Source organism: Streptomyces sp. NPDC006739 (assembly GCF_042869815.1).
Taxonomy (GTDB): Bacteria; Actinomycetota; Actinomycetes; order Streptomycetales; family Streptomycetaceae; genus Streptomyces.
In genome coordinates this window covers 1-22,592 of record NZ_JBIAGM010000015.1, presented here as the reverse complement: position 1 = coordinate 22,592, position 22,592 = coordinate 1, and the positions used below count along the sequence as shown (strand labels likewise).

The 22,592-nt window shown below is 73.0% G+C and carries 26 protein-coding genes; 11 read left to right on the top strand and 15 right to left on the bottom strand.

From position 1 onward, the window contains the following. Positions 1-27: 27 nt before the first annotated feature. The 3 genes from ACFYMM_RS27605 to ACFYMM_RS27595 all read right to left on the bottom strand — a co-directional run bounded on the left by ACFYMM_RS27605 (position 28) and on the right by ACFYMM_RS27595 (position 1,471). The gene (locus ACFYMM_RS27605; protein ID WP_388391072.1) at positions 28-495 is read right to left on the bottom strand and encodes a peroxiredoxin; all 468 of its coding nucleotides are present in this window, start codon (positions 493-495) and stop codon (positions 28-30) included. After that, positions 492-872 (bottom strand): DoxX family protein, encoded by a 381-nt coding sequence (locus tag ACFYMM_RS27600; RefSeq protein WP_388391070.1) that lies wholly within the window; start codon positions 870-872, stop codon positions 492-494. Before ACFYMM_RS27600 ends, ACFYMM_RS27605 begins: the two co-directional genes overlap by 4 nt. A gap of 80 nt (positions 873-952) precedes the next feature. After that, positions 953-1,471, bottom strand: coding sequence for a MarR family winged helix-turn-helix transcriptional regulator (locus ACFYMM_RS27595; protein WP_388391068.1), 519 nt, complete (start codon positions 1,469-1,471; stop codon positions 953-955). A 69-nt stretch (positions 1,472-1,540) separates the two neighbouring features. Here ACFYMM_RS27595 and ACFYMM_RS27590 point away from each other — a divergent pair, with 69 nt between their 5' ends. From ACFYMM_RS27590 to ACFYMM_RS27580, 3 genes are all read left to right on the top strand, one after another. Then, positions 1,541-2,479: an alpha/beta hydrolase fold domain-containing protein gene (locus ACFYMM_RS27590; RefSeq protein ID WP_388391066.1), complete on the top strand. Its 939-nt coding sequence runs from the start codon at positions 1,541-1,543 to the stop codon at positions 2,477-2,479. Between the two features lie 156 nt (positions 2,480-2,635). Next, the gene (locus tag ACFYMM_RS27585; protein ID WP_388391064.1) at positions 2,636-3,184 is read left to right on the top strand and encodes a hypothetical protein; all 549 of its coding nucleotides are present in this window, start codon (positions 2,636-2,638) and stop codon (positions 3,182-3,184) included. Positions 3,185-3,396: 212 nt separating this feature from the next. After that, positions 3,397-4,173, top strand: coding sequence for an XRE family transcriptional regulator (locus ACFYMM_RS27580; RefSeq protein WP_388391062.1), 777 nt, complete (start codon positions 3,397-3,399; stop codon positions 4,171-4,173). A gap of 22 nt (positions 4,174-4,195) precedes the next feature. On the opposite strand, the gene ACFYMM_RS27575 is transcribed toward ACFYMM_RS27580, so the two are convergent. From ACFYMM_RS27575 to ACFYMM_RS27560, 4 genes are all read right to left on the bottom strand, one after another. Next, positions 4,196-5,356, bottom strand: coding sequence for an NAD(P)/FAD-dependent oxidoreductase (locus ACFYMM_RS27575; RefSeq protein WP_388391060.1), 1,161 nt, complete (start codon positions 5,354-5,356; stop codon positions 4,196-4,198). Beyond that, positions 5,353-5,553, bottom strand: coding sequence for a ferredoxin (locus ACFYMM_RS27570; RefSeq protein ID WP_388391058.1), 201 nt, complete (start codon positions 5,551-5,553; stop codon positions 5,353-5,355). Before ACFYMM_RS27570 ends, ACFYMM_RS27575 begins: the two co-directional genes overlap by 4 nt. A 38-nt stretch (positions 5,554-5,591) precedes the next feature. Then, positions 5,592-6,809, bottom strand: a complete 1,218-nt coding sequence (locus tag ACFYMM_RS27565) for a cytochrome P450 (RefSeq protein WP_388391056.1) — start codon at positions 6,807-6,809, stop codon at positions 5,592-5,594. A gap of 137 nt (positions 6,810-6,946) precedes the next feature. Beyond that, positions 6,947-7,711, bottom strand: coding sequence for a response regulator transcription factor (locus ACFYMM_RS27560; RefSeq protein ID WP_388391054.1), 765 nt, complete (start codon positions 7,709-7,711; stop codon positions 6,947-6,949). Between the two features lie 256 nt (positions 7,712-7,967). Between ACFYMM_RS27560 and ACFYMM_RS27555 the strand changes: the two genes are divergently transcribed. Beyond that, on the top strand, positions 7,968-8,690 hold the full coding sequence (locus ACFYMM_RS27555; protein WP_388391052.1) for an alcohol dehydrogenase catalytic domain-containing protein: 723 nt from the start codon (positions 7,968-7,970) through the stop codon (positions 8,688-8,690). A 56-nt stretch (positions 8,691-8,746) separates the two neighbouring features. On the opposite strand, the gene ACFYMM_RS27550 is transcribed toward ACFYMM_RS27555, so the two are convergent. After that, positions 8,747-9,385, bottom strand: a complete 639-nt coding sequence (locus ACFYMM_RS27550; protein WP_388391426.1) for a TetR/AcrR family transcriptional regulator — start codon at positions 9,383-9,385, stop codon at positions 8,747-8,749. A 267-nt stretch (positions 9,386-9,652) separates the two neighbouring features. On the opposite strand from ACFYMM_RS27550, the gene ACFYMM_RS27545 reads away from it, so the two are divergent. From ACFYMM_RS27545 to hemC, 3 genes are all read left to right on the top strand, one after another. Continuing rightward, positions 9,653-11,128 carry an MFS transporter gene (locus tag ACFYMM_RS27545; protein WP_388391050.1) on the top strand — a complete coding sequence of 492 codons (1,476 nt, stop codon included), beginning with the start codon at positions 9,653-9,655 and terminating at the stop codon, positions 11,126-11,128. A 186-nt stretch (positions 11,129-11,314) separates the two neighbouring features. Then, positions 11,315-12,268 (top strand): ATP-dependent DNA ligase, encoded by a 954-nt coding sequence (locus tag ACFYMM_RS27540; RefSeq protein ID WP_388391424.1) that lies wholly within the window; start codon positions 11,315-11,317, stop codon positions 12,266-12,268. A gap of 102 nt (positions 12,269-12,370) precedes the next feature. Continuing rightward, positions 12,371-13,306 carry a hydroxymethylbilane synthase gene (gene hemC, locus ACFYMM_RS27535; RefSeq protein WP_388391048.1) on the top strand — a complete coding sequence of 312 codons (936 nt, stop codon included), beginning with the start codon at positions 12,371-12,373 and terminating at the stop codon, positions 13,304-13,306. An 18-nt stretch (positions 13,307-13,324) separates the two neighbouring features. On the opposite strand, the gene ACFYMM_RS27530 is transcribed toward hemC, so the two are convergent. The 4 genes from ACFYMM_RS27530 to ACFYMM_RS27515 form a co-directional block, all read right to left on the bottom strand. Beyond that, entirely contained in the window at positions 13,325-13,855 is a 531-nt protein-coding gene (locus tag ACFYMM_RS27530) for a hypothetical protein (protein ID WP_388391046.1), read from the bottom strand. 190 nt (positions 13,856-14,045) lie between these two features. Then, on the bottom strand, positions 14,046-14,915 hold the full coding sequence (locus ACFYMM_RS27525) for an ABC transporter permease (RefSeq protein ID WP_388391044.1): 870 nt from the start codon (positions 14,913-14,915) through the stop codon (positions 14,046-14,048). Continuing rightward, positions 14,875-15,735, bottom strand: coding sequence for an ATP-binding cassette domain-containing protein (locus ACFYMM_RS27520; RefSeq protein ID WP_388391042.1), 861 nt, complete (start codon positions 15,733-15,735; stop codon positions 14,875-14,877). Before ACFYMM_RS27520 ends, ACFYMM_RS27525 begins: the two co-directional genes overlap by 41 nt. Continuing rightward, positions 15,732-16,202 (bottom strand): MarR family winged helix-turn-helix transcriptional regulator, encoded by a 471-nt coding sequence (locus ACFYMM_RS27515; protein WP_388391040.1) that lies wholly within the window; start codon positions 16,200-16,202, stop codon positions 15,732-15,734. The genes ACFYMM_RS27520 and ACFYMM_RS27515 overlap by 4 nt, the downstream gene beginning before the upstream one ends. Before the next feature lie 288 nt (positions 16,203-16,490). Here ACFYMM_RS27515 and ACFYMM_RS27510 point away from each other — a divergent pair, with 288 nt between their 5' ends. After that, positions 16,491-17,288: an RNA polymerase sigma factor SigF gene (locus tag ACFYMM_RS27510; RefSeq protein WP_388391038.1), complete on the top strand. Its 798-nt coding sequence runs from the start codon at positions 16,491-16,493 to the stop codon at positions 17,286-17,288. 41 nt (positions 17,289-17,329) lie between these two features. Here ACFYMM_RS27510 and ACFYMM_RS27505 read toward each other — a convergent pair whose 3' ends face one another. Then, complete coding sequence (locus ACFYMM_RS27505; protein WP_388391036.1) at positions 17,330-17,644, bottom strand: ANTAR domain-containing protein; 315 nt, start codon at positions 17,642-17,644, stop codon at positions 17,330-17,332. 126 nt (positions 17,645-17,770) lie between these two features. On the opposite strand from ACFYMM_RS27505, the gene ACFYMM_RS27500 reads away from it, so the two are divergent. Further along, positions 17,771-18,580, top strand: a complete 810-nt coding sequence (locus ACFYMM_RS27500) for a VOC family protein (protein WP_388391034.1) — start codon at positions 17,771-17,773, stop codon at positions 18,578-18,580. Between the two features lie 66 nt (positions 18,581-18,646). Here ACFYMM_RS27500 and glgX read toward each other — a convergent pair whose 3' ends face one another. Continuing rightward, positions 18,647-20,764 carry a glycogen debranching protein GlgX gene (gene glgX / locus ACFYMM_RS27495; protein ID WP_388391422.1) on the bottom strand — a complete coding sequence of 706 codons (2,118 nt, stop codon included), beginning with the start codon at positions 20,762-20,764 and terminating at the stop codon, positions 18,647-18,649. A gap of 23 nt (positions 20,765-20,787) precedes the next feature. After that, on the bottom strand, positions 20,788-21,300 hold the full coding sequence (locus tag ACFYMM_RS27490; protein ID WP_388391032.1) for a pep a2: 513 nt from the start codon (positions 21,298-21,300) through the stop codon (positions 20,788-20,790). Between the two features lie 302 nt (positions 21,301-21,602). On the opposite strand from ACFYMM_RS27490, the gene ACFYMM_RS27485 reads away from it, so the two are divergent. Together ACFYMM_RS27485 and ACFYMM_RS27480 are read left to right on the top strand one after the other, a co-directional pair. Next, positions 21,603-21,902: a DUF5133 domain-containing protein gene (locus tag ACFYMM_RS27485; protein WP_388391030.1), complete on the top strand. Its 300-nt coding sequence runs from the start codon at positions 21,603-21,605 to the stop codon at positions 21,900-21,902. Between the two features lie 107 nt (positions 21,903-22,009). Further along, positions 22,010-22,592: maltotransferase domain-containing protein (locus ACFYMM_RS27480; RefSeq protein ID WP_388391028.1), on the top strand; the 583-nt coding region annotated here is incomplete at its 3' end.

Sequence of the window (22,592 nt, the reverse complement as noted above, 5' to 3'; positions counted from 1 at the left end):
CGCATCAAGCGCGGGCGCGAGCTCGGCTCAGCCCTGATGGGTGCGCAGTGCGGACAGCGCCCGGTCGGCGTGGGTGTTCATCCGCAGTTCGCTGCGGACGATCTCCAGGACGGTGCGGTCCTGGGCGATGACGAAGGTGACCCGTTTGGTCGGCGCGAGCGAGAAGCCCCGCTTGACGCCGAACCGCTCACGGACCGCCCCGTCCGCATCCGACAGCAGGGGCATGCCAAGGGTGTGGCGTCCGGCGAACTCCTGCTGGCGTTCGACGGGATCGCCGCTGATCCCGACCGGCCGGGCGCCCACGGCCGCGAACTCGGCGGCCAGATCGCGGAAGTGGCAGGCCTCGGCGGTGCAGCCGGGCGTGAGGGCGGCCGGGTAGAAGAAGAGCACCACCGGCCCCTCGGCCAGCAGTTCGGTCAGGGTGCGCGTCGTGCCGGTCTCGTCCGGCAGCGCGAAGTCCTCGGCCTTGTCCCCGACCTCGATGCGTTCCGTCATTTCCGTCCCTCTCCGTTCCGGGCGACACCGCGGGCCCACAGCACCAGCGGCACCTGGAGGGGCAGCCTGGCCAGGGCCGCGGTCCGCAGCGGGGCGGGGCGGTGCCGCCAGTCGACCGCCATCTGCACGTTCGCCGGGAACACCCCGACGAAGAAGGCCGCCGCGGCCCGGGCGGCCACCGCGCGGGTCCGGGGCGCGGCCACTCCGGCCGCCAGCGCCAGTTCGGCGACACCGCTGCCGTACGTCCAGGCCCGGGGCGAGCCCGGAAGGACGCGCGGCACGAGCACGTCGAACTGCCGTGGTCTGGCGAAGTGGGCGACTCCCGCGGCGGCCAGCAGACCGGCCAGCAGCAGGGGTGAACGTTCGGACCGGGGCACGGTTCCTCCTCTGACGGACCTGCCGTCGGATATTACTCGACGGTAGGCAGGCGGGGTGGCCGGATGGCCCTTCCCGCGCCTCAGCCCGTGCCCGCCGAGGCGTCCGCCTCCTGGCCGGGCTCGTCCTCGACGGCGTACGCCATGAAGTCGTCGACCATGCGATGGAAGAGCGCGGCGAGCCGGCGCAGCTCCTCGGGCGCCCAGGCGGCCAGGGCCAGCTGCATCCCGCGCGCGCCGACCTCGCGGACCCGGCCGACGGCCTCGCGTCCGGGTTCGGTGAGCTGGATGCGCTGGGCGCGGCGGTCGTGGGGGTCGGGGACCCGGGTGACGTAGCCGGACCGCTGCAGCTGCTGGACCGTCCGGGTCACGTGGGAGGCCTCCACGCCCAGCCGCTGCGCCAGCTCCCCCGGCCGCAGCGGCTCGGAGTCGGCGACCTGCCGCAGCAGCGCGACGGCGGCCCGGTCCAGCGGCACACCGGCGAGCGCCATCAACCGCTCGTGCTGCCGGGCCCGGGTGCTCAGATAGGTGATGCGCGTCAGGGCACGTTCGATCTCGACGACTTCCGGGGACGCGGCGGCGGGCAGCGGTTCTGTGGACATACCGGCAAGGTTACCATATGGTTGCGTAACTCAAGTAAGTTACTCTTCCGCCCCTCGATCGGAGCGCGCATGGCCCTCCTGGGCCGCCCGGCGGTGGCCGCCCTCGCCGCCAGGACCCTGCAACAGGCCGGACTGCTGGCGAGCCGGCGGTCCAGCGGCCCCGGCTCCGACGCCTCCGCACATGCCCGCTTCCCCGAGTTCCCGCGCAGAACACGCGAGTTGACGATCCCCACCTCGGTCGCCCCGGCCCGCGCCACGGTGTACCTGCCGCCGTCCGCCGAGCCCGCCCCGCCGGTGCACGTCAACTTCCACGGCGGCCGTTACGTCATGGCGCTGACCGAGCTGGACGACCCGCTGTGCCGCTTCCCGGCGGCCGAGGCGGGCGTCGTGGTGATCAACGTGGACTACGCCGTGGCGCCCCAGCACCCCTTCCCTGCGCCGCCCCGGCAGGCCTACGAGGTGGTCCGCTCGGTCGCCGGGCAGGGCGCCGCGCAGGGCTGGGACCCGTCCCGGCTGACCGTGGGCGGGCAGAGCGCGGGAGGCGGGCTCGCGGCGGCGGTGGCCCGGCAGGCGCTCACGGCGGGCGGCCCGTCGATCGCCCTCCAAGTGCTGCACCGTCCCCCGCTCGACCTGGCGACCGCCGGCCGGGACAAGAGGGCCGCGATCCCCCGTCCGCTGCTGCGGCCGTGGATGGCCGACCTGTTCGACACGTCGTACGTCCCCGATCCCGGGCGACGGTCCGACCCGCTGGTGTCGCCCGCGCACCCCATGGACACCGCGGACCTCAAGGGCATCGGCCCGGCCCTGGTCATCACGGCCGAGTACGACCTGCTCCGGGCCGAGGGCGGATGCTACGCCGAGCGGCTCCGGTCGGCGGGCGCCCTGGTGGAACACCGCGAGGTGGCCGGCGCGGACCACGGCTACGACGGCCGGGACGAGAGGCGGGCCCGCGAGACCTACGGCCTCATCGCCAGCCACCTCCGGCGGGCGGCCCGGGAGCGGGCGTAGGGCGCCGTAGGTACCCCGTCCCGCGCCCCGCCTGTTCCCGGGGACGTCCCCGGTGTCCCACGGGACGCGGGAACGGCATTCTGACAGCTCGTCACGGAAACGCTGGCTGTCGTGATCACGGTGCGTGGTCACGAGAACGACAGCCCGGAGGTTTCCATGATCCGACGGACCCTGCAGAGCGGCCTGCTGGCCACGGTGGCGGTGCTCGCCATCCTGCCCACGGCGGCCGGGGCCGCCCCGACGGGCGGCACCACCCCGTCCCCCACGCCCGCCGCCGGCGTGCAGCACACCCTCCCCTCGCTGCTGCCCGCCCCGGCCCGGCACCGGCCGGCCAAGCACCGCACCGCCCGCCACCACCGCAGCGTCCACCGTGCGCACCGCACCCACCGCGCCGGCCGCCGCCTCCACCCGGCGCACCGCACCCACCGGCTCCACCGGGTCATCGTGCAGACGGCGTCGTACCGGCGCGGCATCCCCACCGTGGGCCGCGTGGTCACGCACCGCCTCCCACTGAACGTCCGCTCCGGCCCGGGCACCGGCTACCGGGTGGTCGGCCACCGGCGCCACCACCGGCTCGTGGCCCTCACCTGCAAGCGCTACGGCACCGGGGTGTTCGGCAACCACGCGTGGTACCGGCTGTCCCACCACCGGGGCTACGTCTCCGCCCGCTACGTCAGGGTCCGCGCCACCGTCCCGTGGTGCTGACGGCGCCCCGGCACCGCCTGCCCTGAACCACCGCCCGACCCGACGCCGAAGGCCTGTTCGAGGACCACGCATCCCCGAACAGGCCTTCGACGCGCTCATGTACCTCACCCTTCTCACACCTCACGGAGTGTTGCAATCGCCTTCCCCTCGGGAAGCCATTCCGACATCAAGGGCGAAACGCCCATAGTGGAAAGGGAGTCGAGGGACGCACCATGCCCCACCCCGAAAAACCGACCGCGCCCGACGAACCGCTGCTGGTCAGGCTGCGGGAGCTGAAGGACGGTACGGGGCTGAGCCTGGCCGCGCTGGCCGCGCGCACCCCGTACAGCAAGTCCGCCTGGCACCGCTATCTGACCGGCGCCCAGCGGCCACCGCGGCCGGCCGTGGAGGCGCTCGCCCGGCTGGCCCGCGTCGATCCCGGCCCGGTACTGGCCCTGTGGGAGGCCACCGGGCACACCGCCGACGAGCCGCACCTCGCGAGCCCCCCGGACGGGACCGGCCCCCGGCGCCCGGGCAGACGGCGGTGGCTGCCCCTGTGCGCTCTCGCGCTGGCGGGGTTGACGGCCGTGGTGGGCGCCGCCGTCGCCGTGCACGACCGGAGCGATTCCACCGGTACGCCCGTCGTGATGACGGTCCCGCACTGCCACGGGCCCTCCTGCCGGGGCGAGTTGCCCGACGCGACGGCCTGTGCCCGCGACGCGCGGACCACCAGCACCGTCACCGATCCCGCCTACACCCTCCGGCTGCGCTACTCCCCGGCCTGCGGCACCGTCTGGTCGGAGGTGCGGGTGCGCTCCCCGCACGCCCGCGAGGTCTCGGTCCGCGCGGGCCAGGACGTCCTGTCCGCGACCTATCCGGCCGAGGACACGACCGGCTACACGAGCCCGATGCTCTCCGTGCGCTCCCCCCGGGGCGTCGAGGCGTGCGCGGAGGTGGCCGAACAACTGGCCTGCACGGGTATGGACGTACAGGACCGGGACGAGGGCTGACCGCCCGTGGTGACCGGGGTGCTCAGGCCACCGCCTCCCGCCACTCACGGCCCGCGGCCACCGACTGGCGCCACTGCCGGAGCGCCTTGGGAGGCATGCCGACGGCGAGTGCCCCGGTCAGCCGGTCGTCCCTGCGGTACGCGGCAAGGAAGCGGCCCTCGGCCGTGCTTCCGTCCACCACCGCGACCTCGTCGTGGCCCCGCAGCCAGCCGAACGCCTGGATCTTCCGGTCGTACTGGTCCGACCAGAAGTACGGCACCGGCGCGAACGGCTTGCGGGCCTCGGGGGCGAGCAGGTTGCGGGCGGCCGCCATGCCCTGCTCGGCCGCGTTGGTGCGGTGTTCGATCCGCATCGACACGCCGAACAGCGGATGGTGCCAGCGGGCGACGTCCCCGGCCGCGTACACGCCGGGCGCGGCCTGGCAGTACTCGTCGCAGACCACGCCGTCGCTCATGGTCAGGCCGCTGTCCGCGAGCCACTCGGTGTTCGGCAGCGAGCCGATCGCGACCAGCACCTCGTCGGCCTCGACCTCGGTGCCGTCCGCGAGCCGGACCCCGCCCTCGGTCACCTCGGACACCGCGACGCCGGTCCGCAGGTCGACGCCCCGCTCCAGGTGCAGCCGCGCCAGCACGCGGCCGACCTCCTCGCCGACCGCGTGCGCCAGGGGTACCGGCGCGGGCTCCAGCAGCGTCACCCGGGCGCCGAGCCCGCGGGCGACGGAGGCGGCCTCCGCACCGAGGAAGCCTGCTCCGACCACCACCAGCCGCCGCCCCGGACCCAGCCGGTCCCGCAGGGTCAGCGCGTCGTCCAGGGTGCGCAGCACGTGCGCGCCCTCGCCGGGCAGCCGGCGCGGTCTGACTCCGGTGGCCAGCACCAGTCCGTCGTACGGCAGTCGGGAGCCGTCGGCCAGCCGCACGGCGCGGTCGGCGGTGTCCAGCCCGGTCGCCGCGACGCCGAGCCGCAGGTCCAGGCCGAGCGCGCGGAGGTCGGCGGGCGTCCGCAGCTCGACCCGCTCGGGGCTCCACTCGGCGGACAGCACCTGCTTGGACAGCGGGGGCCGGTCGTAGGGCGGACGGGGCTCGTCACCGACCAGGGTGAGCGTCCCGTCGTACCCCTCGCGCCGGAGCGTCTCGGCCGCGGCGAGCCCGGCGGCCGAGGCGCCGACGACGACGATCCGGTTCACCGCCGTTCGACCAGGCGGATCGCCGCGGCCGGGCAGATCGCCTCGGCCTCGCGCACGTCGTCGAGCAGGCCCTCGCCCGGGCTGTCGTTCAGGAGGAAGGCGATGCCGTCCTCGTCCCGCTGGTCGAACACCTCGGGGGCGGCCAGCACGCACTGCCCCGAGGCGACACACTTCGGCTCGTCCAGTTCCACATGCATGGTCATTTCCTACCTCGTCGTCCTAGAGCGCGGGTCGGTCACCAGATGACCGGCAGTTCGTAGAGGCCGTAGACCGACCCGTCGTGCTTGAAGGGCAGTTCGTCGATGTCCGCGGCGAGCCGCAGGGTCGGGACACGGCGGTAGAGGGTGCCGTAGACGACCTGCAGCTCCATGCGGGCCAGCGGCTGGCCCAGGCACTGGTGGACGCCGAAGCCGAAGGCGACGTGCCGGCGGGCGTCGCGCCGTACGTCGAGACGGTCGGGGTCGGGGAAGGCCTCGGGGTCGCGGTTGGCGATGTCGTTGGGAATGACCACGCCCTCGCCGGCCCGGATCACCTGACCGCCGATCTCGATGTCCTCCAGCACCGCCCGGCGCCGGCCGCCGTGCACGATGCTCAGGTACCGCAGCAGTTCCTCCACCGCGGAGGCGACCAGTTTCGGGTCGTCCGTGTCGCGCAGCACGGCCAGTTGTCCGGGGTTCTCCAGCAGGGCGAGGGTGCCGAGCGCGATCATGTTGGCGGTGGTCTCGTGGCCGGCGAGCAGCAGCAGCACGCCCATCTGCGCGGCCCCGAGCCGGGTCAGCTCGCCCGACCTCACGCGGTCCACGAGCCCGGAGAGCAGATCGTCGCCGGGGCGGGCCATCTTCTCGCCCATGAGTGCGTCGAGGTAGGCGATCAGTGCCTGGTGGGCGGTCTGCCGGTCCTCCAAGGCCGCATCACGCCTGACGAGGAGCCTGCTGTTCTCCTGGAAGAAGTCGTGGTCGTCGTACGGCACTCCGAGCAGTGCGCAGATCACCAGCGAGGGCACCGGCAGCGCGAACGCCTCCACGAGGTCGACGGGCCCGGGGCCGGCCAGCATGTCGTCGATCAGGTCGTCGACGATCTTCTGCACGGCGGGCCGCAGCGCCTCCACCCGCTTGACCGCGAACGGCGCCGTCACCATCCTCCGCAGCCGGGCGTGTTCGGGGTCGTCCATCAGGACGAAGCTGATGTTGTTCTGGCCGCCGCTGGGGGCCTGGAGCGGGTAACCGGGCCGGGTGATGTCGGCGCTGACCCTGGGGTCGAGGAGCAGCGCGCGCTGCTCGGCGTAGCGGGTGACGAGCCAGTACGTCTTCCCGTCCCAGAGCCGGACCCTGCCGAGGGGGCCCTCCCGCTGGGCGGACCTCAGGCCGGGCGGCGGGTCGAACGGGCAGCCCGCCGCCCGGGGCATCGGGAACCCGGGGACCGGCGGGACCGTTTCGGTCGGTGTCTCGGGCATGTCTCTCCTCGGTGGTGGGGGTGCAACGAGGCCTGCGTGAGCACATGCAAACAGGGCGGTCTGACGACTCCTGGTCAGTTTCCTGACGGTTGCCTGACGTGGCGCGGGTCACCTGCCACGGGGTGGGTGACCGGCCGTCAGCCCGGTCCGCCCAGCCAGTAGCCGAAGCCCCGGCGGGTGTGGATCAGCGCGGGGCCGTCCCGGTCGACCTTGCGCCGGAGCCGGGAGACGAGCTGTTCGATGGCGTTGTCGCCGCGGAACTCGCCCCACACGTACCGGCTGATCTGTTCCTTGGAGAGGACCTTGTGGGCGCTGACCAGGAGGTGGCGCAGCAGTCGGTACTCGGCGGGCGTGAGGTCGAGCACCCGGCGGCCCCGGCGCGCCCGGCAGGTGGTGTCGTCCAGCACCAGGTCGGCGTAGCGGGGCGCGCCGTGCGCACTCCCCCACGATCCGCCGTCGCCGCCCGAAGCGCTCCTCGGGTTGTCCGGGTTGGCCGGGTTCCGCGCGTTCGCGCGCAGCAGCACCTGGATCCTGGCGAGGACCTCGGCGATACGGACCGGCTTGGTGACGTAGTCGCGCTGGACGGTGCCGAGTTGGGGCAGGAGCCGGGCCAGCGAGTCGCAGGCGGTGAGCAGGAGCACGGCCGGACGGTAGGCGACGGCGAGCCGGCTGCCGAGTTCCTCCACACCCGGCAGTTCCGCGTCGAGCACCACCAGGGGGAACCGCTGCTCGGTGAGCCGTCGCGCGATCTCTGCTCCGGTGACCGCCCTCGCGATCCGGTAGCCGGCCAACTCAAGGGTGGCGCAGAGGAGTTCGGCGGTCTCCGGTTCTCCGGTGGCCACCAGGAGCCGCTCTCTGCCGCCGCGGGCGAGCACCCGCGGGTCTGTCGCGCTGTCGTACATGGGGAGCCCAATCGCTCGGGGGATGCGGGCCGGCCCGCTCCCGGTGTACGCCGTCAGGCGGGATCCGTGCACGAGGAGCCGGGTGCTTCCGCCCCGGCGCCGTGGAAGCCGTCGGCCACCCTCCGGAACGGCCGGGCCGCCGGGCGGAGCCGGCCCGGGGACCGGTCCCCCGGAGAGAACCGGAGACCCTCGGCGCCGGGGAGACGGATGACATGGCCCGACTTCTCCGGCCGTCGCACATGGCGGGCGGCAGGGGATGCCTCCACGCCGGGGCGATGGTCCGGCCCGGCGCATCCGGTGGTCGGCGGCGCTGCGGACATGGATGTCACCCTACCCTCCTGCTTGCCTGACTCAAGCAAATCACATTGCTTGCTTGACTCAAGTAAGTCTCATATGTTTGCCTAACTCAAGCAAGCCACGGTCGGCTCCGGCCGTGGACCAGGAACCGGGGGCCGTCAGAGCGGACACGGCCCCTGCCGCGCCCGACCCGTGGGGACGGGGACGGCGCGAGTCCCCGGGCGGGTTCACCGGCTCACTCCCCCCCCCGACCGGCACCCGCCCGGGGACATCCTCCGCAGAAAGCGAGACATCCCATGGCCACGATGAAGTCGGTGCGGACCCGTGCCGTCGGCCAGGTCGTGACGGTGGACGTCCCGTGCCCGGCCCCAAGGACGTGCTGGTGAATATCCGCGCCTGCGGCATCTGCGGCACCGACGTCACCTTCGTGCACATGGGTGGCATGCCGGCCCGCGCCCATCTGGGCGGGAAGCTGGTCCCCGTCGCACTCGGCCATGAGCCGGCCGCTGACCCTGATCGCCTCGCAGGGGCTACCCCACCGAGATCTTCGAGGTCACCCCCGAACTCGTCGAGCACCACGGGCGGTTCGAGAAGCTCATCGGCCACCGTGTCCCGTTCTCCGAGGCGGACCGGGCCTTCGGGCTGGCGCTCACCCCCGGGGCCGCGGAGAAGGTCGTCGTGACCTTCGATGACCAGCGAACAGCACCGGCTCGGTCACCCGGCGGACCGGGGACCCGGTCAGCGGCGGGTGACCGGGGCCAGCCACATCCCGACGATCGCGTCGGCGAGCCCGGTCGCGGCGTCACCCCAGGTGGCGCGCGCGGTCCCGGTGCCCTCGGCGAGGGCCCGCTCCCGCTCGGCACACGTGTGCAGGATCAGCGTCCGCGTCATCAGCCCGCGTTCGGCGCGCACCTCGGGCGGCAGCTCGGGCAGGGTGCGGTTCAGCCCGTCGACGGCCTGCCGCAGCGCCGGCGCGGTCAGCGACTCCTCCAGCAGGATGTCGTGCAGCGCGGGGTCGGTCATCACCTGGGCGCAGAACCGCGCGTACCAGGTGGGGCTGCCCAGCCCGGCGAGGTGCTCGGTCACGGGGCGCACCAGGCAGTCGACCCAGTCGCGTACGTCGCCCGAGTCGCCGGCCGCTGCCACGGCCCGTACCCGGATGTCCTCGATCGGCCCGGCATGCCGGCGCGCGACGGCGCGTACCAGGTCCGTCTTGGTGCCGAAGTGGTAGCCGACCGCGGCGTTGTTGCCCTGGCCGGCGGCCTCGCTGACCTGGCGGTTGGAGACGGCGTACACCCCGTGCTCGGCGAACAGCCGCTCCGCCGCGTCCAGGATGGCCTCCCGCGTCGCACCGGCCCGCACCGTCCTGCCCGTCATGCCCACCACCGCTCCGGGACCGCCGATCATCCCGGGACGGCCGGTCCCGTACACCGTCCCAGGTCCTCGACCGGGGCGGCGAGGTCCAGTCAGGGAAGCCTACGGGGCTTTCGTCACAGGTGAGGACGGGGCCCGCACGGCAGTCCGACACCTCATCGGCCCCCATGCCCGGCAAGATCCCGGCCGCCCTTCCCAGACCGCTTCACAGACCGCTGCCCAGACCCTTACCACCCTTTCCCGCACCCTTCCCACGGAGGCTCCGTTCTCATGTCCCACACCCCTGCCCCGCCCACCGGGACCGGCCGGTCGGCACCCCCGCGGCCGAATGCCGTGGTGGCGGTCCTCGCCCTGGCCGGAATCACCGTCTCGCTCATGCAGACCCTGGTCATTCCGATCGTGCCGGAGCTGCCCAGATACCTGAACGCGACTCCGTCCGACGCCGCCTGGGCCGTGACCGCCACCCTGCTGGCCGCCTCCGTGGCCACACCGGTGGCCGGCCGCCTCGGTGACATGTTCGGCAAACGGCGCCTGCTGCTGGTGAGCCTGGTGCTGCTGGTCTCCGGCTCGGTGGTCTGCGCGCTGAGCGACGCCCTGGTCCCGATGATCATCGGCCGTGCGCTGCAGGGCCTGGCCGCCGCCGTGGTCCCGCTCGGCATCAGCATCATGCGTGACGAGCTGCCGCCCGAGCGCCTGGCCGGCTCGACCGCCCTGATGAGCGCCTCCCTCGGGGTCGGCGGCGCGCTCGGCCTGCCCGCCGCCGCGTTCATCGCGGAACACTTCGACTGGCACGTGCTGTTCTGGACCTCGGCCGCGCTCGGCGTCGTCTCCCTCGGGCTGGTCCGCACCCTCGTTCCCGAGTCCCGGGTGCGCGCCGGCGGCCGTTTCGACGTCCTCGGGGCGCTCGGCATCGCGGCGGGGCTGGTCTCGCTGCTGCTGGCCGTCTCCAAGGGCGCCGACTGGGGCTGGGGCAGCGGCACCACCCTCGGCCTGCTCGCCCTCGCCGTCGTGGTGCTGCTCGCCTGGGGCTTCTACGAACTGCGCACCGCGCAGCCGCTGGTGGACCTGCGCACCACCGCCCGCCGCCAGGTGCTGGTCACCAACCTCGCCTCGGTCGCCTTCGGCTTCTCGATGTTCGCGATGTCCCTGGTCCTGCCGCAGCTGCTGCAGCTGCCCACGCAGACCGGCTACGGCCTGGGCAGGTCCATGCTCACCGTGGGCCTGGTGATGGCTCCGCAGGGCCTGGTGATGATGGCCATGGCCCCCGTGTCCGCCGCCATCACCAAGGCCAGGGGCCCCAAGATCACGCTCATGACCGGCGCGGTCGTCGTCGCGGTCGGCTACGGCCTGAGCATCCTGCTGATGTCCGAGGTCTGGCACCTCATCCTGGTCTCCTGCGTCATCGGCGCCGGTGTCGGCTTCGCCTACGGGGCCATGCCCGCCCTGATCATGGGCGCCGTCCCGGCCTCCGAGACCGCCGCGGCCAACAGCCTCAACACCCTGATGCGGTCCATCGGCACATCCGTCGCCAGCGCGGTGGCGGGGGTGATCCTGGCACGGATGACCACCAGCCTCGGCGGTCACCCGCTGCCCTCCGAGAACGGCTTCAAGACGGTCATGGCGATGGGCGCGGGCGCCGCCGTCCTGGCGTTCCTCCTCGCCTCCTTCCTCCCCCGGCACCGTCCGGCGGGCCCGGCGGACGCGCCCTCGGCCGCCGCCGAGCCCACCGCCGAGCCGGTGGCCTGAGCGACGCGGGCCGCCGCCGGGCGACAGCGGGCACCGCGGGGCCGTCGGCCGTGCCGGCCTGTGCACCACGCCCGAGGCGGGTGTGCAGGCCGTTCAGGGGAACCGGTGCCGAAAGGCGCGTGGGGGCGCCGGGCGCGGTCGACACCTTCAGCCGTGACCGCCGTTTCCCTGCCGCTCGTCCCGCCGATGCTCGCCACCCCCGGCACACTGCCGCCCGCCGCGCAGGACGCCCGGTGGGCGTACGAGACCAAGCAGGACGGACAGCGGGTGATGGTCTACCTGCCCGGCGACGGCAGTGTGCTGCTGCGCGCCCGCTCCGGGGAGGACATCACCGCCGCCTATCCGGAACTGCGGCCGCTGGGCGGCGCGCTGGGCACCGCCCCGGCGATCCTGGACGGCGAGGTGCTCGCCCTGGACGAACAGGGCAGGGCCGACTTCCAGTTGCTGCAGAGCCGGATGGGTCTGGCGCACGCCCCGGCACGGGCGGCACGGCGGGCCGCGCGGGTGCCGGTCCACCTGGTGCTGTTCGACGTGCCGTACCTGCGACAGCCCCGGCTCGCGCTGCCGTACGCGCGACGGCGGGAGCTGCTCGCGGAGCTGGGCCTGGCCGGACCGCACTGGTCGACCCCGGCCGCGGTCACCGGGCACGGCGCCGAGGCGCTGCGGGCCACCCGGGAACACGGCCTCGAGGGTCTGGTGTGCAAGCGGCTGGACTCGCGGTACGAGCCGGGGGTGCGCTCCCGGGCCTGGATCAAGATCCGCAACATGCGGGGCGAGGACGTGATCATCGGCGGCTGGCTGCCCGGCAAGGGGCGGCTGACCGGGCTGCCCGGCGCGGTGCTGGTCGGACAGCGGGCCGGCGGCCGGCTGCGGTACGTGGGCGGGGTGGGCACCGGCTGGAACGAGACGGAGCGGGTGGAGCTGGCGGCGCTGCTGCGGGCCGCCGCGACGGACGTGTGCCCCTTCGACCCGGTCCCTTCGGTGTCCGGGGCCCGCTGGGTGCTGCCCCGGCTGGTCGGCGAGGTCGGCTACAGCACCCGCACCAGGGCGGGGATGCTGCGCCAGCCGTCGTGGCTGCGGCTGCGGCCGGACCTGACACCCGAGGAGTCGGCGGCGGATCTGCCGGAGGACCTCGGCTGACCGGCAGGCTCTGGCCCGGCTTCGGCAAGGGCCGCTGGAGGCGGGGCGGAGAACGAAGGGAGGGGGCGGGGTGACGGGCCGGAAAGGTCTATCGTGTCCCCCATGCCCACCCCCGAACTGATCCGTATCGTCTCCCGCGACTCCCCCATGGCCCTCGCTCAGGTCGAGCGCGTCCGGGCCGAGTTGGCGGCCCTGCACCCGGGTGTGCGCACCGAGGTCGTGCCGGTGAAGACGACCGGCGACAAGTGGCTGGGCGACCTGGCCCACGTCGAGGGGAAGGGGGCGTTCACCAAGGAGGTGGACGCCGCGCTGCTGGCCGGCAGGGCGGACCTCGCGGTGCACTGCGTCAAGGACGTGCCCGCCGACCGGCCGCTGCCCGCGGGCACGGTGTTCGCCGCTTTCCTGAAGCGGGACGACATCCGTGACGCGTTGGTGCACCCCGGCGGGCTCACCCTCGACGAACTCCCGCCCGGTACCCGGATCGGCACGTCGTCGGTGCGCCGGATCGCCCAGCTCGCCGCCACCCACCCGCATCTGGAGTGCGTGCCGTTCCGGGGCAACGACAACCGCCGGCTGGACAAGCTCGCCGCCGGTGAGGCGGACGCGCTGCTGCTGGCGGTGGCCGGCCTGGAGCGGATCGGCCGCACCGAGGTGATCAGCGAGGTGCTCTCCCCGGAGACGATGATGCCGCCGATCGGGGCGGGCATCCTCGCCCTGCAGTGCCGGGAGGACGACACGGAGCTGATCGACGCGGTGGGCCGGCTCGGCCACGGCGACACCCACCGGGAGGCCACCGCGGAGCGCATGTTCCTGCACGTCCTGCAGGGGCACTGCAACAGCCCGATCGCCGGTTACGCCCGGGTGGACCGCGGCGGTGAACTGTCCCTGCGGGCCTGCGTGTTCACCCCCGACGGCAAGACCCGGCTGAACGCGCACGAGTGGGCGGGCCGCCTCGACCCGGCCACGCTCGGTACGTCGGTCGCGGTGTCCCTGCTGCGGCAGGGCGCCCGGGAGATCATCGACGGCATCCCGCACTGAGGCCGTCGGCCGCCGCCGTCAGGCGGCGGTGCCGCCCGGCTCCGTCTGGTCCTTCAGGAACGCGCTCACCTGATGGGCCAGGCTGCCCGGTCCGGCGGGCGCCGAGGACGCGGCGGCGGTCGATTCGAGGACCCCGATGCCGCCCGCCCACAGGCAGCGCTCGGTCCACTCCTCGTCCACCCGCAGCTGGACCTGCACGTCCACCTGGCTCAGCGCTACCTCCGGGCCGGCCGCGAAGAGGACGGCGGTGGCCCGGCGCAGCGGGTAGACGTCGAAGCCCTCGATGAACTGGGAGTTGCGCCAGTCGATGAACGCGCCCTCGCCGTCCGGGCCGAGCCGGACGTCGAGCTGGCCGTCCTCCAGGTGGATGCCGTAGTGCCGCGCGCCGCGGTTCTCGACGGTCACCCTCAGACAGAAGTACGTCAGCCCGGCGGCGGCGTCGTCCCGGCCACGCGGTGGCTCGGCCGCCTCCAGGCGGTGGACGCGGACCCGCAGACCGGCATGATCGTCGTACTCCTGCCAGTCCCCGACCACGTTCGGCTCGTACACAGTGCCCCTCTCGACCTCCGAGAGCTGCTTCCTATCTGTGTGCTCAGTGCACTGTCAAATGAGCAGAATGCGCTGTGGCCAGGGGGTTCGCCCGCTTTGATCGCTGATCAAGCGCTGCCCAGGAAGAATCCCGTCCCCGGCCCCGAAGCCCCGGCGCGCAGGCGTGCCGCACATCACGTCGGAGACAAGATCAGCGGGCCAGTCGGCCGAGCAGGGAGGAGGCCGCGGTGATGCCCAGGGCGGCGGCCACCGCCAGGACGCCGAAGTCGGCCGCGAGATGCGCCGGCGTACCGAGCAGAAGGCCGCGCAGGGCGTCGACTTGGTAGCTCAGCGGGTTGAACCTGCTGACGGCCTGGAGCCAGCCCGGCATGACGGAGACCGGGTAGAGGGCGTTGGAGCCGAAGAACAGCGGCATGGTGATGGCCTGTCCGAAGCCCATCAGGCGGTCGCGGCTGAGGACGATGCCCGCGATGGTCATCGACAGGCAGGAGAAGAAGACGGAGGCGAGCACCACCGCGAGGGCGACCCCGAGCAGTTTGAGCGGGTTCCAGGTGAGCGCGACACCGAGCACGGCGGCGATGACGATGACGACGACCGCCTGGATCAGCGACTTCACACCGGCCGCGAACGCCTTGCCGGTGATCAGCGCCGAGCGCGGGGTGGGAGTGACGAGGAGCTTGTTCAGGATTCCGGCGTCCCGCTCCCAGATGATCTGGATGCCGTAGAAGATGGCGATGAACATCGCGGACTGGGCGATGATGCCGGGCGCGAGGTAGTCGACGTAGGGGATGCCGCCGGTGGGTATCGCCCGGATCCGGGTGAAGGTCTGCCCGAAGATCAGCAGCCACAGGGCGGGCTGTACCGCCCGGGTGTACAGCTCGGTGCGGTCGTGCCGCAGCTTCTGCAGCTCGACGGCGCACATCGCGACGACCCGGGCCGGCAGCAGCCGCCAGCCGGGGCGGGGCTGCGGCGGGCGCAGCAGGAGGGCGGTGCCGGGGTCGAGGGTGGCGGGGGTGCCGTCAGCCGACCCGGTTGGCGGTTCGGCGGGTGCTTCGGACATCGCGGAAACCTCCTGACGTCTCGTCGAGGCCGCTGCCGGCGACGTCCCGGAAGACGTCCTCCAGCGTGGGCAGCCCGTCGGTGGCGGCCCCGCCCCCGGCGCGGCGCCGCTCGCCGAGTCCGCGCCGCAGTTCGGCGGGGGTGCCGAGGGCGCGGATGCGGCCGCGGTACATCAGGCCGACCCGGTCGCAGTACTGGTCCGCCTCGTCCATGTAGTGGGTGGTGACCAGGACGGTCATGCCGGTGGCCGCGCGGACGGCGTTGATGTGCTCCCAGACGCCGGTGCGGGCGATCGGGTCCAGGCCGATGGTGGGTTCGTCGAGGATCAGCAGCCGGGGGGCGCTGACCAGGGCCTGGGCCAGTTCGAGCCGGCGGACCATGCCGCCGGAGTAGGTGCCGGCCAGCCGGTCGGCCGCGTCGGACAGGCCGACTGCGGCCAGGGCCTGGACGACGCGTTCGCCGCGCTCGCGGCGCGGGACGTCGAAGACACGGGCGAACAGGGCGACGTTCTCGCGGCCGGTGAGCCCGCCTTCGGCGGACAGCTGCTGTGGGACGTAGCCGAGCAGGCGGCGCACCGCCATGCGTTCCCTGGCGGCGTCGTGGCCGAAGACGTGGACCATGCCGGTGGGGACGGGCAGCAGCGTGGTGACGCAGCGGATGGCGGTGGTCTTGCCGGCGCCGTTGGGGCCGAGCAGTCCGAAGACCTCGCCCTCGGTCACGGCGAGGTCGAGTCCGTCCACCGCGCGGGTGTCCCCGAAGGCGTAGGCCAGACGGGTGCAGGTGACGGCCTCGCCGGGTGTGGCGCGTATGTCGCCGGTCATGCTTCCTCGGCCTCCTCGTGCAGGGTGACGGCAAGCCTGCGCAGGGCCGGCAGGGCGGCGCGCAGGGCCTCGCGGTCCGCCGCGTCGAGCCGGGACACGTGCCGGCCGACCAGGGCGGAGCGCCGCCGCTGCCAGTCGCCCAGCCGTTTCTCGGCGGCCTCGGTGAGCAGCAGGCGTGCGGCGCGCCGGTCGGCGGGGTCGGTCTCGCGGAGCAGATAGCCGTCCCGGGCCAGGTGGTTGACCAGGGTCGAGACGGAGTTGCTCGCCAGGTACAGCTCCCTGGCGGCGTCGGAGATGCCGATGCCGGGCCGGGCCTCGACCAGGCGCAGCAGCTCCACCTCGGCGCCGCGCAGCCGTGGGCCGGGCAGCCCGCCGCGCAGTCGGCGGCGGATCAGCCGCTGGATCCCGACCAGGGCGTCGGCCAGCTCCTGGGGGAAGGTCTGCGGTTCTGCGCGCGGTGCTTCCACACGGGAAGATTACCTCTGCTACAGAGGTAATCGCTCCCAAGAAGCGGTCAAGCCGCACCCTTCTTCCGTCGCCCACCGCCCCATCGTCGCTGCCGGAAATATCCGTCGATCAGGTGAATTGTTTGCATAGACCCGATGAGGGGAACGCCTATGTCAGTGCTTCGGACAGGAGGCACGTCCGTGGGAGCCGGCAGACCGCCGGGCGCCCCGGTTCCTCCACCAGATCCGAGCGCGCTCCTTCTTCCACGGTGTCCGTCCATCCAGCACCTGCGGAGAGAGGTGCGCGCGATGCCCGTCAGCGGCAGCACAAAGCCCCACCCCCACGACGACGCCCCCGACACGGCCGCATCCTTCGAACGCCTCGCCCGGCTCCCCGAGGGCCCCGAGCGCCAGGCGCTGCGGGACGACCTGGTGCGGCTGTGGCTGCCCATGGCCGAGCGCATCGCCGTACGCTTCCGGGGCCGCGGGGAGGCCCTGGAGGATCTCTACCAGGTGGCCGCGCTGGGCCTGGTGAAGGCCGTCGACCACTACGACCCGCAGCGCGGGCGCGCCTTCGAGGCGTACGCCGTGCCCACCATCACCGGGGAGATCAAGCGCCACTTCCGTGACCACATGTGGACGCTGCACGTGCCGCGCCGGGTGCAGGACCTGCGCAACCGGGTGCGCGGCGCCGTGAAGGAGCTGGCGCAGTCCACCTCGGGACGCGCGCCCACCGTCGCCGAGATCGCCGAGTACGCCCGGCTGACCGAGGACGAGGTGCGCACCGGCATGGAGGCCCTGGAGTGCTTCTCGGCGCTGTCCCTGGACGCCGAGGTGGCGGGCACCGACGGCTACGCCCTCGGTGACTCCCTCGGCGAGCCCGACCCCGGCTATGACCTCGTCGTGGACCGGGCCGCGGTCAAGCCGTGTCTGGCCGCGCTCCCCGAGCGTGAGCGCACCATCCTCTACCTGCGGTTCTTCGGCGGGATGACCCAGAGCCGGATAGCCCAGCAGCTCGGCATCTCGCAGATGCACGTCTCCCGGCTGCTCAGCGGCTGCTTCGACCGCCTGCGCGAGGAGCTGCTCGCCGAGGCGCGGGCGCGCTGAGCCACGCCCGGCCGCCCCGGCGGGCCCCCGCGACCGCGCCCCTACGGCGACGTCGTACCCGGGATCTGGGTGGGGCAGTAGCGGTCCAGGGCCTCCTCCAGCGCGGAGCGGATGTCCGCGGGCATGTCGCCGGTGCGCCCCCAGATGAGGATGAGTTCGGCGACGTTCCGCAGCTTGATGTTGGTGTGCTGGGAGACCTCCTTCAGCACCTCCCAGCCCTCGTCCGGCGTCACCCGGCCGAGTGCCACCACCATCCCGATCGCCTGGTCCACCACGGCGTGCGAGGCGACGGCCGCCTTCAGCTGGTCGATCTCTTCCTGCAGTTCGAAGATCCGGTCCGACTCAGTCTCACCCATGCCCCCATCGTCCTCACTCGCCTGGCCGCCTGCCACCGGGGTACTCGACAGGCAGCCCCACCCTCTTCGGTTGGACACTGGTGACAGACCGGTGGCCGCCGGTCCCGAGATCAGGACGCGACTGCCATGAACCACGACACTCCCGCCGGCATCGGAACCAGGAAGAAGCACGTCGTCTCCACCCGCTCCGTCTTCGGCGTCCCCTGCTGGGTCAGCCTGACCAGCCGCGACCTGGAGGCGACCCAGGAGTTCTACGGGGCCGTACTGGGCTGGCGCTGGCGCGGGGTCAAGCTCGGCGACCACTTCCGGATCGCGCTGGCCGACGGGGTCCCGGTGGCCGGGATCGCGGCGGTCGCGTCCATGTGGCAGATGGCGGTCGCGTGGACGCCGTACTTCGCCGTGCCGGACGCGGACGAGGCGGTGTCCCGGGCGCGGGAGCGGGGCGGTACGGCGGCGGTCGGGCCGCTGTCCTTCCCGCCCGGGCGGGCCGCGCTGCTCGCCGACCGCGACGGGGCGACCTTCGGCATCTGGCAGGGTGATCTGGTCGCCAACTGGGAGGCGTGGCGGCGGGCGGCCCCGACCTTCATCCGGCTGCACACCCGCAACGCCTTCGACTCGGCGATCTTCTACGGCGAGGTCCTCGAATGGGCCTCGCAGCGGCCGGGCTGCTGCGAGGTCGAGTACGAGGGCGGCGAGGTGGTGCTGCGCAGCCGGGGCGACATCGTGGCCCGTATCGACTCGGGCGCGGTGGAGGCGGCCCCCGACCCCTCCGTCCGCCCGCACTGGCAGGTCCACTTCGCCGTCGCCGACGTGGCGGACTGCGCCCGCGCGGCGGAGAAGCACGGCGGCAGCGTGCTGCGCGAGAACGACACCGAGGCGATCCTGCGCGACATCGACGGCGCCCAGTTCACGGTGACGTCCCGCCGCGAACGCTGAGGCCCGCTCCGCGGAACCCGGCCGCGACGTGGGGGCCGACCGGGTGAGGCACGCGCGGGCGGGCCGCTACTTCGGGTCGCGGGACGGGCGGGACAGCAGGGTCAGACTGCGGGGCTCCACGCGCAGGCGCGTGCCGGCCTTGCGTTCGCGTTCGTCGGGGACGCCCTCGGGGTCGGCCGTGTCGATCAGGGTCGTCCAGCGTTCGCCGTAGGAGCTGTCCGGCAGGCGGAAGTCCACCGGTTCCCAGTAGCCGTTGAGCAGCAGCAGGAAGGAGTCGTCCGTCACGCGCCGCCCGAAGGAGTCTCGTTCGGCGATGGCGTCGCCGTTGAGGAAGGCGCCGACCGAGTAGGCGTCGGCGCGCTGCCAGTCCCGCCCGGTCATCTCGCGGGCGTCGGGCCGCAGCCACACCAGGTCGGGCAGCGGCTGCCCGGCGCGGGTGGGTGTCTCCCCCAGGAAGAAGCGGCGCCGGCGCAGCACCGGGTGGGCGGCGCGCAGCGCGATGACATGGCGCACGAAGTCCACGAGCGTGCGCTGTTCGTCGGTCAGCCGCCAGTCGATCCAGGAGACTTCGTTGTCCTGGCAGTACGCGTTGTTGTTGCCGCCCTGGGTGCGGCCGAGTTCGTCGCCGTGGCAGAGCATCGGGATGCCCTGCGACAGCAGCAGGGTCGCGAGGAGGTTGCGCTGCTGACGGGCGCGCAGTTCCAGGACGCCGGGCTCGTCGGTGTCCCCCTCCGCGCCGCAGTTCCAGGACCGGTTGTCGCTCTCCCCGTCCCGGTTGCCCTCGCCGTTGGCCTCGTTGTGCTTGTCGTTGTACGAGACGAGGTCCCGCAGCGTGAACCCGTCGTGCGCGGTGACGAAGTTGACGCTCGCGCGCGGCCGGCGCCGGCTGTGCTGGTAGATGTCGGAGGAGCCCGTCAGCCGGGAGGCGAACTCGCCGAGGGAGCCGGGTTCGGTCCGCCAGAAGTCCCGTACGGCGTCCCGGTACTTGCCGTTCCACTCCGACCACAGCGGGGGGAAGTTGCCCACCTGGTAGCCGCCCTCCCCCACGTCCCAGGGCTCGGCGATCAGCTTGACCCGGCTGATGACCGGGTCCTGCTGGATCAGGTCGAAGAACGCCGACAGCCGGTCCACCTCGTGGAACTGCCGGGCCAGCGTGGCCGCGAGGTCGAAGCGGAAGCCGTCGACGTGCATCTCGGTGACCCAGTACCGCAGCGAGTCCATGATCAGCTGCAGCACGAAGGGATGCCGCATCAGGAGGCTGTTGCCGGTGCCGGTGGTGTCGTAGTAGTGCGCCCAGTCACCGTCGACCAGCCGGTAGTACGAGGCGTTGTCGATGCCCCGGAAGGACAGCGTGGGGCCCATCTCGTTGCCCTCGGCGGTGTGGTTGTAGACCACGTCGAGGATCACTTCCAGCCCGGCGGCGTGCAGCGCCTTCACCATCGCCTTGAACTCGTTGACCTGCTGGCCGCGGGTGCCGAAGGCGGCGTAGGCGTTGTGCGGGGCGAAGAACCCGATCGTGTTGTAGCCCCAGTAGTTGGACAGCCCGCGGTCCTGGAGCACGCCGTCCTGCACGAACTGGTGCACCGGCATCAGCTCCACCGCGGTCACGCCCAGCGAGGTGAGGTGCTCGATCACCGCGGGGTGCGCGAGACCGGCGTAGGTGCCGCGCAGCCGGTCCGGGACCTCTGGGTGGGTGCGGGTCATGCCCCGCACGTGCGCCTCGTAGATCACCGACTCGGCGTACGTCCGCCGGGGCGGCCGGTCGTCGCCCCAGTCGAAGAACGGGTCCGTGACCACGCCGAGCATCGAGTGCCCGGCGCTGTCGGCGGGGGCGGGCCCGTCCGGGGCGCGCTCGTAGAGGGAGGGGTGGTTGTCGATCTGACCGTCCAACGCCCGGGCGTACGGGTCCAGCAGCAGCTTCGCCGGGTTGCACCGGTGGCCGAGGTCGGGGGCCCACGGGCCGTGCACCCGGTAGCCGTAGCGCCGGCCGGGACCGACGCCGGGCAGATAGGCGTGCCACACGAACCCGTCGACCTCGTGCAGCGGGACCGCGCACTCGGCGCCCGCGTCGTCGACCAGCACCAGTTCCACCCGGTCCGCGACCTCGCTGAACAGCGCGAAGTTGGTGCCCTGTCCGTCGAAGACCGCGCCCAAGGGGTAAGGGTGCCCGCTCCACACGGGCACCCCTTTGCGGGACTTGCGGGCCGTCACCGGGCGCCCTCCAGTGCCTTGCCCCCGGGCGCGGCCGGGGCGGCCAGCGCGGCCACCGGCAGGGCTCGCGGTACTTGGAGCACCTGGCGCAGGCTCGGCTCGGGGGCGGTGGGCACCAGCGGGACGCGCTGGCCGGCCCGGGCGCGCTGCGAGAACCAGATGATCTTGCTGCCGGTCTCGGAGGCGCAGCAGCCCCAGCCGTCGCTCATGGCGGCGATGTCGGCCAGGCAGGCGCGCAGGTCCTGGTCGGGGCGCAGATCTCGGTCGTCCTCCGCGACGGCGGTGATGAGGTGCTGTCGGTTCCACCACATCTCGATCGAGGTGTGCTTGTCCGTGGCGTGCCGGTCGATCGCGCGCAGCAGCAGTTCGGTGCCGTGGCAGACGGGGGCCACGAGGTTGTCGAGGTCCCAGTAGCGGAGGTGGGCGGCCAGGATGCGGCTGACCTGTCCGACCCGTTCGGGGCTGACTTCCACGTCGAGGTGGTAGTAGCAGGGCACTGCGGTCTTCATCGTCGCTTGCTCCTCACCGGCGAAGCTCCCGCTCTCCTCACCCCGTCCGGGATCGGCCCCGGACACGGAGCGTGAGCACTGATCGCTTCTGAGTCAGGATCCACACTGCGGCCACTACGCCATTCGTGCAACACGAGAGCACCCCTGAGGTCGTTGAAGCTCCAACAAGACGCTGGGTCGTCGTCCGTGCACTATGAGTGAAAGCCTCGATCGCCGTAACGGTTCCGTGCCCTTCCGCGCGCGGAAACCACCCGACCGTCGGGAACGCGCCCAGTCGAGAGCGTCGGAGGGTGAAGAGGGCCATGCTGCTACCCGCTAAGGCCGAAGTGGCCCGGCAGTTGCGGCGGTACCGGGCGTGGGAACGCGCCATGCTGGCCTCGCCGCACGACCGTGCGGTCCGGGCCACCTTCGAGAGCGCCGGCTACACCCTGTGTGTGCTGATGGGGAAGCGGTGTGCCCGGGAGGCCGCGGACGCGGCCGAGCGCTATCTGCGCACCAACCTGGTGACCTATCTGCGCGAGCAGGACGGGCGTCCCCAGCCGAAGCCGGCGGCCAGAAGGGCGCCGCCGAAGACGCGGCGTTCCGCGGCGCCGAGGCCCTGAGCGGGCACCATACAAGGCGTTCCCCGCGGGAAGGCGGCTGCCGACCCGTTCTCGGATCGCGAAGCCGGGCCCGGTGCCCGGCTTCGCGCACGGCGGAGGTGAGAACCATGAGCAGGACCCCGGCCATCGGACGCGTTCCGGTACGTGACGTCCGGCCCGCCGTTGAGTGCGGCAGGCGCCCGGCGAAGGCGGTGACCGGGGAGACCTTCCAGGTGACGGCGACCGTCTTCCGCGAGGGCCATGACGCGGTCGGCGCCAACGTGGTCCTGCGTGATCCCAAGGGCCGTCGCGGACCCTGGACCCCGATGCGGGAGCTGTCCCCGGGCAGCGACCGCTGGGGCGCCGAGATCACGGCGGACGTGACGGGCCGCTGGACGTTCCGGGTGGAGGCCTGGAGCCACCCGCTGGCCACCTGGCGGCACACGGCGAAGACGAAGATTCCGGCGGGCGTCGACGTCGGCCTGGTCCTGGAGGAGGGCGCCGACCTCTACGAGCGGGCCGCCGCCGGCGTCCCCAAGGGCCCGCAGCGCACCCTGGTACAGGACGCCGCGCGAGCCCTCGGCGACGACTCGCTGTCGGTCGACACGCGTCTGAAGGCGGCGTTGGCGCCGGGGGTGGAGGCGGTGCTGGCGCGGTATCCGCTGCGGGAGCTGGTGACCGCCTCGGAGGCGATGCCGCTGCTGGTGGAGC